We start from the raw sequence: 12,461 nt of genomic DNA, 5'->3' as shown, positions 1-12,461 counted from the left end.
AAGAAAAGCCGCGTGCGATACAGCGCTGACGGCGTAACCGGAATCACCAGTGGTCAAAGGTTGCACTCAGTTTCTATTCAAGGCTCACGTCACAGACATTTCAACGGAGGTTGGTTATGACAATGCTCACACTGGATCAGGCGAAGGCTCTTTTCAACAGCGGCAAGGCGGCACAGATGTCGACGATGTACAACCACCACAGCAACAAGACATTCGGAGTGGTCGACAATCGTTCGGCGAAGCGCACCGATCATTACCTCATCGGCGAAGGGGATCTCACCCACGTGGTTCCGGAAAAGTCTCCGACCTTCGATCGGAAGTGATGTCGCGGTCACCGCACGGCGGCACCCGTGTCGGTGCCGGCCGAAAACCCGTTGATCCGACGGTACCTGTCACCATCCGGCTCACACCGGAACAACGCGAGGTACTGAGGCGACGCGGCGTCGCAAAATGGTTGCGACCGCTGCTCGACAAGACAGGCTGACAGGTTTCCTGCTTCATTCGCCGCCGGCGCATTGCACGCCGGCGGCGTTTTTCATTCCGGCGAGCCGCATTCAGCCTGAAAACCTCTTTCGAACGTCACCCCATGGAAGGTGGCGGTGGCGCAATCAGCAGGGCCACGGCCTGCGCCGCAATGCCTTCACCGCGACCGGTGTAGCCCAGCTTTTCGGACGTCTTTCCCTTCACATTCACTGCGTTCGGCGCGATACCGCAGTCGGCGGCGATGTGGGCGGTCATCTGTGCCGCATGCGGCGTGATCTTCGGCTGTTCGCAGATCACCGTCGCGTCGATGTTGCCGATCTGCCAGCCGGTCAGGCGCACCCGCCTGACCGCTTCGCGCAGCAGCTCACGGCTGTCGGCGCCCGCGTAGGCCGCATCGGTGTCCGGGAACAACCGGCCGATGTCGCCCAGGCCGGCTGCACCGAGCAGGGCATCGGTGATCGCATGCAGCAGCACATCGGCGTCTGAATGGCCGAGCAGGCCCTTCTCATGCGGAATGTCGACGCCGCCGATGATGCATTTGCGGCCATCGACCAGTCGATGGACGTCGAAGCCCTGGCCGATGCGGAACGGCAGCGGCCCGGAATGCATCAAGCTGCTCATTGCGATGTCTCCCCGGTGCGCAGGATCAGTTCGGCCAGTTGCATATCGTCCGGCCAGGTAACCTTCATGTTGCGTGCGCTCGATGCGACCAGTTTCGGCGCCAGTCCAGCGGCCTCGATCGCCGAGGCCTCGTCGGTGACATCGGTGCCACGTTCAAGCGCGTCGTGCAGCAGTGCAAGCCGGAACATCTGCGGTGTCTGCGCCTGCCACATGGCGGCGCGCGGCACGGTGCATTCCACCCTGCCATGGGCATCGGCGCGCTTGAGCGTGTCGGCGACCGGCATGGCGAGCAGGCCGCCCACCGCATCATCGGCCAGTCCGGTGATCAGCTTATCGAGCAGCGTATCGCTCAGGCAGGGCCGCGCGGCGTCATGCACCAGCACCCAATCGTCGGGCCGCGCCCAGCCGGTCAGCTCGGACAGGCCGTTGCGCACCGACACTGCACGGCTGGCACCGCCACAATGCACCGGCATCAGTTTCGGCCCGAGCGCCGACCAGTCGTGGTCGCGCCAGTACAGATCATCCGGCGACAGCACGACGACGACCCGGTCGATGCGCGGATGCGCACACAGGGTGGCCAGCGCATGGTGGATCAGCGGCTTGCCGGCCAGCGGCAGATACTGCTTCGGCAGATGCGCGCCGAATCGACTGCCGCTGCCGGCGGCGGGAACGAGTGCGATGTGGCGCGGCACGGGCGGCCCCTAAACCGCCAGCCAGCGCGACAGGTCGCGCTGCATGTCGGCAACCGATTCCAGTCCGATCGCGAGGCGGATCAGGCTGTCCTTGATGCCCGAGGCATCGCGCGCCTCCTGCGAAATGCGGCCATGCGTCGTCGTCGCCGGGTGCGTGATCGTTGTCTTGGTGTCACCCAGATTGGCGGTAATGGACAGCATGCGGGTCGAATCGATCAACTTCCATGCCTCGTCGCGCCCGCCTTTCACCTCGAACGCCACCACCGCGGCGCCGGACTTCTGCTGGCGCATCGCGATCGCATGCTGCGGGTGCGAAGGCAGTCCGGGGTAGTAGACACGATCAACCCAAGGCTGCTTCTCAAGCCAGATTGCCAGTTCATGCGCTTTTGCCGACTGCGCTTCCATGCGGATCGCCAGCGTTTCCAGCCCCTTGAGGATGATCCAGGCGTTGAACGGCGACAGCGTGGGACCCGCGGTGCGCAGGAAGCGCAGCACCTCGTCCATCTCCGCCTTGCGGCCGCACACCGCACCGCCCAGCACGCGGCCCTGCCCGTCCAGATACTTGGTGGCTGAGTGGATGATGATGTCGGCCCCTAGTTCAAGCGGCTTCTGCAGCGCCGGCGAACAGAAGCAGTTGTCGACCGCCAGCAGCGCCCCCGCCTCATGCGCCACCTCGGCGACGGCAGCGATGTCGATCACTTCGGTCAGCGGGTTCGATGGCGTTTCGATGAAGAACAGACGGGTGGTCGGCCGCACGGCCGCACGGTAGGCCGCAATGTCCGTCGCATCCACCAGCGTGGTCGAAATGCCGAACTTTTCGAAGTAGTTGGCGAACAACTGCTGGGTCGAGCCGAAAATGCTGCGCGAGGCGATGATGTGGTCGCCGCCCCTGAGCAGCGCCATCACCATCGAAAGGATGGCCGACATGCCGGAACTGGTGGCCACGCACGCCTCGGCGCCTTCCAGCGCCGCGAGGCGGTCCTGCATCATCGTGACGGTCGGATTTGTGAACCGCGCGTACACGTTGCCGGGCGTGGCCCCGGAAAAGCGCGCCGCCGCCTCGGCGGCGTTGTTGAACACGAAACTCGACGTCAGGTACAGCGCTTCGCTGTGCTCGCCGAACTGGCTGCGCTCGATGCCGGCGCGTACGGCCAGCGTTTCAGGATCGTACTGATCCGGATCGAATGCCGCCCGAGCGGACGACGGATGTTCAGGACTGCTCATGCTGTGCTCCAGCCGGCGCGAGTGCCGGCAACCAGGTATCGAAAAAGCAGAAAACGGACAAGCGAAAACACGGGCCCCAAACGAAAAACCCGTTTTGCCGACAGGGCAAAACGGGTTCGGGAATGCATTCGTTTCGCCGCTTTAGCCGTATTTGTCCGGGCCAATGTCTCGTCGAGACCTCGACCCGCGCGCCCGCAAGCTGGATTCAAATCGGCGCGTATCGGGACATTACTGCCGGTGCGCCGGGCAGGTCAAGCCGGATGTCGGGAAAGCGCATGAACCGGAGACCCGCTCAGGCGTTCTCTTCCGACGTGACCAGATTCAGGTCGAGCTGACCGCTGTCGTCTTCGGACTGTCGCGGCGCGCCCTTGCGCTGGTTTTCGACGCCGTCGAGGTAGGCGGCGGTCACGTCGCCAGTGACATAGCAGCCGTCGAAGCACGACGTTTCGAATTGTTCGATCGACGGGTTGCAGGCGGTAATCGAGGCCTTCAGCATGTCCAGCGTCTGGTAGATCAGTTCGTCGGCACCGATGGCGACGCGGATTTCCTCGTCGGAGCGGTTGGCTGCGATCAACTCGTCGCGCGTCGGCATGTCGATCCCGTACACGTTGGCGAAACGCACCGGCGGCGCAGCCGACGCGAAGTACACCTTCAGCGCGCCCGCTTCGCGCGCCATCGCAACGATTTCCTGGCTGGTCGTGCCGCGCACGATCGAGTCATCGACCAGCAGCACGTTCTTGCCGCGGAACTCCTGCGTGATCGCATTGAGCTTCTGGCGCACCGACTTACGGCGTACCGCCTGGCCCGGCATGATGAAGGTGCGGCCGATGTAGCGGTTCTTCACGAACCCCTCGCGGTATGGCACGTCGAGCACGCGGGCCAGTTCCATCGCCGACGGGCGGCTCGAATCCGGGATCGGGATGACGGCGTCGATCTGCAGGCCTGCGTGGTCGCGCTGGATCTTCTGGGCGAGGAATTCACCCATCTTCACGCGGGATTCGTAAACCGACACGCCATCCATCAGCGAGTCAGGGCGCGCCAGATAGACGTATTCGAACAGACAGGGCGCCTGGGTCGCGTGCGCTGCGCATTGCAGCGACTGCATCGTGCCTTCCGGCGAGATCAGCACGGCTTCACCCGGCGCGATATCGCGCAGCAGCGTGAAGCCCAGCGTATCGAGCGCAACGCTTTCCGAGGCGACCAGCCATTCGGTGCCCTGTTCGGTCTCGTGGGTGCCGATGACCAACGGGCGGATGCCGTACGGGTCGCGGAACGCCAGCAGGCCGAAGCCGGCGATCATCGCGACCACGGCATACGCCCCACGACAGCGGCGATGGACACCGGCGACCGCACGGAACACCGTCTGCTCGTCGAAGGTCGGCCGCTCGCGCAGCGACTGCATCATTTCGTGCGCCAGTACGTTCAGCAGCACTTCGGAATCGGATGTGGTGTTGATGTGCCGCAGATCTGTGCGGAACATGTCGACCTTCAGCTCTTCCGAATTCGTCAGGTTGCCGTTGTGCGCCAGCACGATGCCGAACGGCGAATTGACGTAGAAGGGTTGCGCCTCGGCCGCGTTGTAGGCCGATCCGGCGGTCGGGTAGCGCACGTGCGCGATGCCCCAGTCACCGAGCAGGGTGCGCATGTTGCGCGTGCGGAACACGTCGCGCACCAGCCCGGAACTCTTGTGCATGTGGAATTTCTGGCCCTGCGCGGTGGCGATGCCGGCCGCGTCCTGGCCACGGTGCTGCAGCACAAGCAGTCCGTCGTACAGGAGCTGATTGACGGGAGAGGTGGCAACGACGCCGAGTATTCCGCACATGATGGTCAGGCCTTAAATCGAATCTTCTTTGCCACTGCATCCGGCAGCCACGGGCGCAGGGCGATTGCTGCGGTTTCCAGCGGCGGCGTCAGCGCCGCCGCGCGCCACCACGGTTGTTCGGGGGCGGGCGTGAACGCTGCGCCGACCACGATTAGAAGCAGTATAAATGCGGCCCGAGCCAGCCCAAACAAGCCCCCGAGCACCCGATCGGGAAAATCAAGTCCGGTCGCCTTGATCAGCGAGCGCAAAACCCAACGCAGCACGCCGCACAACAGCAGCACCGCGACGAAGGCGAGCGCGAAACCGCTGACCATGCGCAAGCCCGGATCCTGCAGGCCGGCCGGCAGCAGCGTGGCGACGTCACCACCAAACTGTCGGGCGACGATGAAGGCGAGCACCCACGCCGCCAGGGCAATCACTTCGCTGACCAGACCGCGCATCAACCCGATTGCCGTGGACACCGCCACGATGGCGATCAGGATGTAGTCCAGCACGGTCATGCAGCGGGCGCCACCATGGAACGCATGCCGGCACCTTCAAGCTTGCGTTGCGCGGCTTCGGCTGCAGCGCGCGTCGGGAACGGACCGACCTTGACGCGCGTCCGGGACTGGCCGTTTTCCAGTTTCACCGGTTCGGTGAAGGTCGGAAAGCCCAGTTCCTTCGCACGCGCCCGGAGCTTGGCCACATTCGCGGCATCGCTGAACACGCCCAGCTGCAGTGCGAAGGCCCCCGACTTGCCATCGAGCAGGGCCGCCACGCGCGACGCTTCGCTGGCTGCAGCGGGCGCAGCCGCCGGTTTGGGCGGCTCGGACTTCGGTGGCACGGGAACCGGCGCGGGTGGTGTGGGCGGTGCAACGGGGGCTGCCCCGGTCGTCGCTGGTGCTGTGGATTCGGTATCCGGCGGCGCGGGCGGAATCATCACGTCGGTATCTGCCGGCTCGGGGCGCACCGGCTGGGCCAGCGCCGGCAGGCTGTCACGCGGCGGAATGCGCACTGCAATGTCCTGCGCCGGGGCGCGCGGCTCGTGGTCCATCACGACCGGCAGCACGATGGCCGCGGTCAGCGCGAGCGCGATGGCGCCGAGCAGGCGCCGGCGGGCGCGCTTGCGCAATTCAGTCTGGAGATCGGGTGCGGTAGAAGCCACGTCGGGCGCATCCTGCGGGTGGGTTCAGCCTTTTGAAGGCAGGGGCGAGCGCGCGTATTCGCGCATGACTTCGGCGACGGTGAGGAAGGATCCGAACACGACGATTCTATCATCTGCACCCACCCGTTCCCGGGTGGCCTGCCATGCGTCGACCGGGCTGACAAAGGTCGACACACTGCCCGGAATACCCTGTCCGGCAATCATTTCGGCGATATCACCGGCCAGCGTACCGCGCGGGCCGCCAAGGTCGCACAGCATCCAGTGGTCGATGCGCCCCTTGAGCCGGTCGAGCACGCCGGCGATGTCCTTGTCGCGCAGCATGCCGAGCACGGCCCAGGTTTCCGGGTAGAAGCCCATGCTCGACAGGTTTTCGTTCAGCACCGAGGCGGCATGCGGGTTGTGCGCGACGTCGAAGATGACCGACGGACGGCCGGGCATCACCTGGAAGCGGCCGGGCAGTTCGACCGTGGCCAGCCCGAGCCGGATGTCTCCGACGGATACCGGAACCTTGTCGGACATGGCGTCCAGCGCCGTGATCACCGCCGATGCATTGAGCAGCTGGTTGGCACCGCGCAGCGCCGGATAGCCCAGCCCGCCACGCTTGACCAGCCGTTCCGGCTCGCGCCGCCAGTAGCCCCACTGCTGCCGGTCACCGGCAAAACCGAAATCGCGGCCGGAAACCTTCAGCACTGCGCCGATAGCCTGCGCGTACTCGATCACCGTGGCAGGCGGCATCGGATCACCGACGATGGCCGGACGCCCCGCACGGAAGATGCCGGCCTTCTCGCGGCCTATCAGCTCCCGCGTGTCACCGAGATATTCCATGTGATCGAGATCGACGCTGGTGACGATGGCGCAGTCGGCATCGAACGCGTTCACCGCATCAAGACGGCCGCCCAGCCCCACTTCCATCACGATCACATCAAGGTCGGCCCGCTCGAACACCTGCCATGCACCCAGGGTGCCGAACTCGAAATAGGTCAGCGCGGTGTCGCCGCGCGCTTGTTCGACCTCGGCAAATCCGGCGCACAGGGCGTCATCGCTGGCCGGCTCGCCGTTGATCCGGACGCGTTCGTTGTAGGCCAGCAGATGCGGCGACGTGTAGGTGCCGACACGATAGCCGGCGCAGCGCAGGATGCGTTCGAGCATCGCACAGGTGGAGCCCTTGCCGTTGGTGCCGCCAACGATGAACAGCGGGATGGTCTGCGTGATGCCGAGCGCCGCCTTGACGCTGAGCACGCGGTCCAGCCCGAGCTGGATCACCTTCGGATGCAGGCTTTCAAGGTGCTGCAGCCACTCGGTCAGCGTCAGCGGCATGTGATCGACGGGCCGGGCACGGTTGTCAGGCGACGCAGCGGTCGCGGAGCGGCCCGGTTCAGCACGTCAAAGCCGGCATGCGTTGCAGCGCGGACAGCAGGCCGGCGATGCGGTCGGGCATTTCGCGGCGATCGACGATCATGTCGACAGCGCCCTTCTCGACCAGGAATTCGGCGCGCTGGAAGCCTTCAGGGAGCTTTTCGCGCACGGTCTGCTCGATCACGCGCGGGCCGGCGAAACCGATCAGCGCGCCCGGCTCGGCGATGACGATGTCGCCCATGAAGGCGAAGCTGGCCGACACGCCGCCCATGGTCGGGTCTGTCAGCACCGAAATGAAGGGCAGCCTGTGCTGGGCCAGCTGGGTCAGCGCAGCGGTGGTCTTGGCCATCTGCATCAGCGAAAACAGGCCTTCCTGCATGCGCGCGCCGCCGCTCGCTGCGATGCAGACGAAGGGAAGGCGCTGTTCGACTGCGACGCGAACGCCACGCACGAAGCGTTCGCCAACGACCGAACCCATTGATCCACCGAGAAATTCGAACTCGAAACAGGCAACCACCACCGGCACTGTCCGGATCGCGCCCTGCATGACGATCAGTGCATCACCTTCGCCGGTTTCGTCGGCGGCCGCGTTAAGACGGTCGGCGTAGCGCTTGCTGTCGCGGAATTTCAGCGGATCGACCGGCATGACTTCGGCGCCGATCTCGAAGCGGCCTTCACGGTCGAGCAGGGCATCCAGCCGCACGCGGGCGCGCACCCGCGAGTGGTGATTGCACTTCGGGCAGACGCCGGTATTGGCCGCCAGATCGGCGGTGTACAGCACGGCTTCGCAAGCCGGGCACTTCGACCACAGGCCTTCGGGAACCGACTTGCGCCCGGCTGTCTCGCTGCGGTTGATCTTCGGCGGCAGCAGCTTCTGCAGCCAGCTCATGCCGCCACCTCGACGCTGTCCATCGCAGCACGGATGCCGCTCAGCAAAGTCTTCACGCGCGGCAGGATTTCGTCTGCCGGGCTGTTCTCGATCTCCTCGATGATGCGGCTGCCGATGACGACCGCGTCGGCCACGGAAGCCAGCGCCTTCGCCGAGGCGCCGTCACGTACGCCGAAACCGACGCCGACCGGCAGGCCGACCATGTCGCGGATCAGCGGAATGCGCTTCGATACCGCATCGATGTCGATGTGGCCGGCGCCGGTCACGCCTTTCAGCGACACGTAATAGATGTAGCCGCTGCCGATTTCGCCGACGGCGCGGATCCGCGCGTCGGTCGAGGTCGGCGCCAGCAGGAAGATCACGTCCAGCCCGGCCGCGCGCACCACCCTGGCGAATTCGCGCGACTCTTCCGGCGGGTAATCGACGACCAGCACGCCATCCGCACCGGCGGCCGAAGCCGCGTCGGCGAAGGCGTCGACACCCATTGCCTCGATCGGGTTGGCATAGCCCATCAGCACCACCGGCGTCGTCGTGTTGCGGGTGCGGAACTCGGCCACCGCCGCGATCACCTGGCGCAGGGACACCTTCTTGAGCAACGCCCGCTCGGATGCGCGCTGTATCGTCGGACCATCGGCCATCGGGTCGGAAAAAGGCACCCCGAGTTCGATGATGTCGGCGCCCGCCTCGACCAGTGTGTGCATCAGCGGCACCGTGACCGACAGGTCGGGGTCGCCTGCAGTGACGAATGGAATCAGCGCCTTGCGACCGGCGGCGTCCAGCGCGGACAGTGTTTGAGTGATTCGGGACATTTTCGGAAACCGTCGCCGGGCGGCTTCCGCCACCCGGACGACAACAGGATGGTGGAAAAGCAGGTCAGAACTTGATGCCGGACTTCTCGGCCACGGTATGCATGTCCTTGTCGCCGCGGCCGGACAGGTTGACCAGCAGCACTGCGTCCTTCGACATGCCGGCCGCCATCTTCATGGCGTAGGCGACCGCATGCGACGATTCGAGCGCCGGAATGATGCCTTCCATGCGGCAGGTCTTGTGGAAGGCGGCGAGCGCTTCCTCGTCGTCGATCGCCACGTACTCGGCGCGGCCGCAGTCCTTCAGCCAGGCGTGTTCCGGACCGACGCCCGGATAGTCGAGACCGGCCGACACCGAATGCGTTTCGATGATCTGACCGTTCTCGTCCTGCAGCAGATAGGTGCGATTGCCGTGCAGCACGCCTGGACGCCCGGCACACAGAGACGCCGAATGCATGCCGGTCGAAATGCCGTGCCCGGCCGCCTCGACGCCGATCAGGCGCACGTCCGGATAGGGAATGTAGGGATAGAAGATGCCCATCGCATTCGATCCGCCACCGACACAGGCGATCACGGCGTCTGGTTGACGGCCGATCATTTCCGGCATCTGCCACTTGCACTCTTCGCCGATGACCGACTGGAAGTCTCGCACCATCATCGGGTAGGGATGCGGGCCGGCCACGGTACCGATGATGTAGAAGGTGTTGGCGACATTGGTCACCCAGTCGCGCATCGCTTCGTTCAGCGCGTCCTTCAGGGTCTTCGAGCCGCATTCGACAGGAACCACCGTGGCACCGAGCAGCTTCATCCGATAGACGTTGGCGGCCTGGCGTTTCACATCCTCGCTACCCATGTACACGACGCATTCCATGCCGAGCCGGGCGGCGATCGTTGCAGTGGCAACGCCGTGCTGGCCGGCACCGGTTTCCGCGATCACGCGCGGCTTGCCCATGTGCTTGGCCACCATGGCCTGGCCGATCACGTTGTTGATCTTGTGGGCGCCGGTGTGGTTCAGGTCTTCGCGCTTGAGGTAGATCTGCGCGCCACCCGCGGCTTCGGACAGTCGACGGGCGTGGAAGATCGGGCTCGGGCGGCCGACGTAGTGCTTCAGCTCATATTCGAATTCAGCGCGGAACGCCGGTTCGTCCTTCAGTGATTCGTAGGTGTCACGCAACTCATCGAGCGCGGCGATCAGGGTTTCCGCAACGAAAGTGCCGCCGTACGGACCAAAATGCCCGGTCGTGTCCGGCAGGTTGTAGGCGGAGGCAGATACCTCAGCCGGCAGGTCGAGCTTCCCCATTTTCCACTCCTGATATGAACGCAGCCACCCTGGCCACGTCCTTGATTCCTTTGGCGGATTCGACTCCGCTGCTCACATCGACCGCAGCCGGCGCCACGCGCCGTATCGCGTCTGCCACATTTTCCGGGTCCAGGCCGCCGGACAGAATGAGCGGCAGTGGAAGGTCGGGCGGGATCAGCGACCAGTCGAAGCTTTTGCCGGAGCCTCCCCAGGCATCGGAGTAGGCGTCCAGCAGCAACGCTCGCGCTGCACGAAACCTGACCGCGTATTCTAGCAAATCCAGCCCGGGCCTCACCCGGACTGCTTTGATGTAGGGCAGACCGAAACGTTCGCAATCATCCGGCGTCTCGTCGCCATGAAACTGCAGGCAATCAAGGCGCGCTCCGCGCGCGGCTTCGCCGATCAGTCCGGCGTCTTCATTGACGAACAGCCCGACCCGCGTCACGAAAGGGGGCACCCGCGACGCCAGCGCCGCGGTCCGTTCGACGCTCACCGCACGCGGGCTGGGCGGATAAAGCACGAATCCGACTGCGTCGATACCGAGTGCCAGTGAAGCTTCGAGGTCGGTTTCGCGGGTGAAGCCACACACCTTGATTCGGGTCTTGCGCACCATGCGTCCTCGAGGTTGATCGTAGCGGCCTCAGCCGGGCATCACTCCGGTCCGATGGGCGGAAGGCGCAATCCGCACTGGGCTTCCGGCAAATGCCACTCCGCATCGTAGCCCACACCGACCAGATAGAGGCCACTGGCAGAAAAAGTCGGCGCCCCAAGGCGCCGGTCCCGTCCGGCCAGCAATTCACCCACCCACGGCGGATCACGCCGGCCGCACCCCACTTCGACCAGCGCGCCGACGATGTTGCGCACCATGTGATGCAGGAAGGCATTGGCCGTCAGGTCGAGCAGGATCCAGTCGCCCCGGCGCACGAGCGACAGCGCAGACAAGGTGCGGACGGGACTGAGCGCCTGGCATTCCGAAGACCGGAAGGCGGAAAAATCATGCGTGCCGACCAGATCCGCGCCGGCTGCGTGCATGCGGACCTCGTCGAGCGGACGATGGAACCAGCCGGCAAGCGTGGCTGCAAGTGCCGGACGCACAGGATGATTGTAAAGGCAGTAGCGATAGCTGCGCGAATGCGCCGAAAAGCGCGCGTTGAAATCCCCGGCGACCGGCGCGGCCCAGCGCACCGCAACCGACGGGGGCAACAGCGCATTGCAGCCGCGCACCCATGCCGTATCAGGGCGATGTGCCGACGTGTCGAAATGCACCACCTGCGCTGTCGCATGGACGCCGGTATCGGTGCGGCCGGAGGCCTGCACGCGAACCGGATGCGCCGCGATGGAAGACAAGGCGGCTTCCAGCGTGTCCTGCACCGTCGGTCCGGTCACCTGTGACTGCCAGCCACGAAAGGCCGATCCGTCGTATTCGACACCCAGTGCAAGACGCATGTCAGGCCCAGTGCCAGAGCGCGAGCAAGCCAGCGGCAGCGGCCAGTACGACACGATCCATCGTGGCCAGCGGCGCACACATTTCGACCGGGACGGAAGCTCCGCTGTCGCCGTCTTCCAGCCAGGAACGCCAGCTGCGCCCGGGCACCTGATGATCGATTTCGTGCAGCACCAGCTGCAGGCGCAAGGCGAAGCTTCCGGACGACGGATGACCCGCCGACAGCGGATGAACCAGCCGGTGAATGGCCCCCGTCAGCCGGGCGGGCGTCATCCGGTCCAGCAGTACGGCGACGGCTGCGGCCATGCCGATCAGCTTGCTCATCGCAGACAGGGCGGCCAGCAGGCCTTCGACGCTCGGACCCGCCGGGAAATCGGGTATCAGCAGACGCCCGGGCGTAGCGAGCGCAAAGGTGAGCAGGATGGCCAGCAGCAGCCAGCGCAGACGGCGCAGCAGGCGAAGGAAAGGGCGTGCTGCCAACAGCAGGGCGCACGTGATGGATATGGCCGACCACAGTTCGTGCCAAGGCGAACCCGCCACCTGCCCGGCAAGCAGCCAGACCAGCCAGAGCGCGAGCAAGGTCGCCGCATGCAGGCGGGGGACGGCAGGGTCAGTGTCGGTGGCGTACATGGGGGTGACGCAGGAAATTTGCGTCAAGCATAGCGCCGGGCGAGGCCGGG

General features: G+C 65.3%; 14 protein-coding genes. 1 reads left to right on the top strand and 13 read right to left on the bottom strand.

All coding sequences use genetic code 11. From position 1 onward, the window contains the following. Positions 1-122 precede the first annotated feature (122 nt). The gene (locus tag NMQ14_RS15970) at positions 123-323 is read left to right on the top strand and encodes a hypothetical protein (RefSeq protein WP_257097688.1); all 201 of its coding nucleotides are present in this window, start codon (positions 123-125) and stop codon (positions 321-323) included. A 256-nt stretch (positions 324-579) separates the two neighbouring features. Here NMQ14_RS15970 and ispF read toward each other — a convergent pair whose 3' ends face one another. The 13 genes from ispF to NMQ14_RS15905 all read right to left on the bottom strand — a co-directional run bounded on the left by ispF (position 580) and on the right by NMQ14_RS15905 (position 12,411). Next, positions 580-1,104, bottom strand: a complete 525-nt coding sequence (gene ispF, locus NMQ14_RS15965) for a 2-C-methyl-D-erythritol 2,4-cyclodiphosphate synthase (protein ID WP_257097686.1) — start codon at positions 1,102-1,104, stop codon at positions 580-582. Further along, positions 1,101-1,796 (bottom strand): 2-C-methyl-D-erythritol 4-phosphate cytidylyltransferase, encoded by a 696-nt coding sequence (ispD, locus tag NMQ14_RS15960; protein WP_257097684.1) that lies wholly within the window; start codon positions 1,794-1,796, stop codon positions 1,101-1,103. Before ispD ends, ispF begins: the two co-directional genes overlap by 4 nt. A 9-nt stretch (positions 1,797-1,805) precedes the next feature. After that, positions 1,806-3,020 (bottom strand): O-succinylhomoserine sulfhydrylase, encoded by a 1,215-nt coding sequence (locus NMQ14_RS15955; RefSeq protein WP_257097682.1) that lies wholly within the window; start codon positions 3,018-3,020, stop codon positions 1,806-1,808. Positions 3,021-3,312: 292 nt separating this feature from the next. Next, positions 3,313-4,842 (bottom strand): amidophosphoribosyltransferase, encoded by a 1,530-nt coding sequence (gene purF, locus NMQ14_RS15950; protein ID WP_257097680.1) that lies wholly within the window; start codon positions 4,840-4,842, stop codon positions 3,313-3,315. 5 nt (positions 4,843-4,847) lie between these two features. Beyond that, positions 4,848-5,342: a CvpA family protein gene (locus NMQ14_RS15945; RefSeq protein ID WP_257081444.1), complete on the bottom strand. Its 495-nt coding sequence runs from the start codon at positions 5,340-5,342 to the stop codon at positions 4,848-4,850. Continuing rightward, positions 5,339-5,986 (bottom strand): SPOR domain-containing protein, encoded by a 648-nt coding sequence (locus tag NMQ14_RS15940; RefSeq protein WP_257097678.1) that lies wholly within the window; start codon positions 5,984-5,986, stop codon positions 5,339-5,341. Before NMQ14_RS15940 ends, NMQ14_RS15945 begins: the two co-directional genes overlap by 4 nt. 24 nt (positions 5,987-6,010) lie before the next feature. After that, the gene (gene folC, locus NMQ14_RS15935) at positions 6,011-7,303 is read right to left on the bottom strand and encodes a bifunctional tetrahydrofolate synthase/dihydrofolate synthase (RefSeq protein ID WP_257097676.1); all 1,293 of its coding nucleotides are present in this window, start codon (positions 7,301-7,303) and stop codon (positions 6,011-6,013) included. Between the two features lie 58 nt (positions 7,304-7,361). Then, entirely contained in the window at positions 7,362-8,231 is an 870-nt protein-coding gene (gene accD, locus NMQ14_RS15930) for an acetyl-CoA carboxylase, carboxyltransferase subunit beta (RefSeq protein WP_257097674.1), read from the bottom strand. Then, the gene (trpA, locus tag NMQ14_RS15925; RefSeq protein WP_257097673.1) at positions 8,228-9,040 is read right to left on the bottom strand and encodes a tryptophan synthase subunit alpha; all 813 of its coding nucleotides are present in this window, start codon (positions 9,038-9,040) and stop codon (positions 8,228-8,230) included. Before trpA ends, accD begins: the two co-directional genes overlap by 4 nt. 64 nt (positions 9,041-9,104) lie before the next feature. After that, entirely contained in the window at positions 9,105-10,337 is a 1,233-nt protein-coding gene (gene trpB, locus NMQ14_RS15920; RefSeq protein WP_069037939.1) for a tryptophan synthase subunit beta, read from the bottom strand. Beyond that, entirely contained in the window at positions 10,312-10,950 is a 639-nt protein-coding gene (locus NMQ14_RS15915; RefSeq protein WP_257097672.1) for a phosphoribosylanthranilate isomerase, read from the bottom strand. Before NMQ14_RS15915 ends, trpB begins: the two co-directional genes overlap by 26 nt. A gap of 38 nt (positions 10,951-10,988) precedes the next feature. Continuing rightward, the gene (gene truA / locus NMQ14_RS15910; protein WP_257097671.1) at positions 10,989-11,783 is read right to left on the bottom strand and encodes a tRNA pseudouridine(38-40) synthase TruA; all 795 of its coding nucleotides are present in this window, start codon (positions 11,781-11,783) and stop codon (positions 10,989-10,991) included. Between the two features lies 1 nt (position 11,784). Continuing rightward, a complete protein-coding gene (locus tag NMQ14_RS15905; protein ID WP_257097670.1) occupies positions 11,785-12,411 on the bottom strand; it encodes a hypothetical protein in 627 nt (208 codons plus the stop codon). Between the last annotated feature and the right edge of the window lie 50 nt (positions 12,412-12,461).

Origin of the sequence: Methyloversatilis sp. XJ19-13, assembly GCF_024580155.1 — a bacterium.
In the GTDB taxonomy this organism is placed as follows: Bacteria; Pseudomonadota; Gammaproteobacteria; order Burkholderiales; family Rhodocyclaceae; genus Methyloversatilis.
Note: the sequence above shows the minus strand (reverse complement) of the source record. Positions and strands in the feature narration are given on the sequence as shown.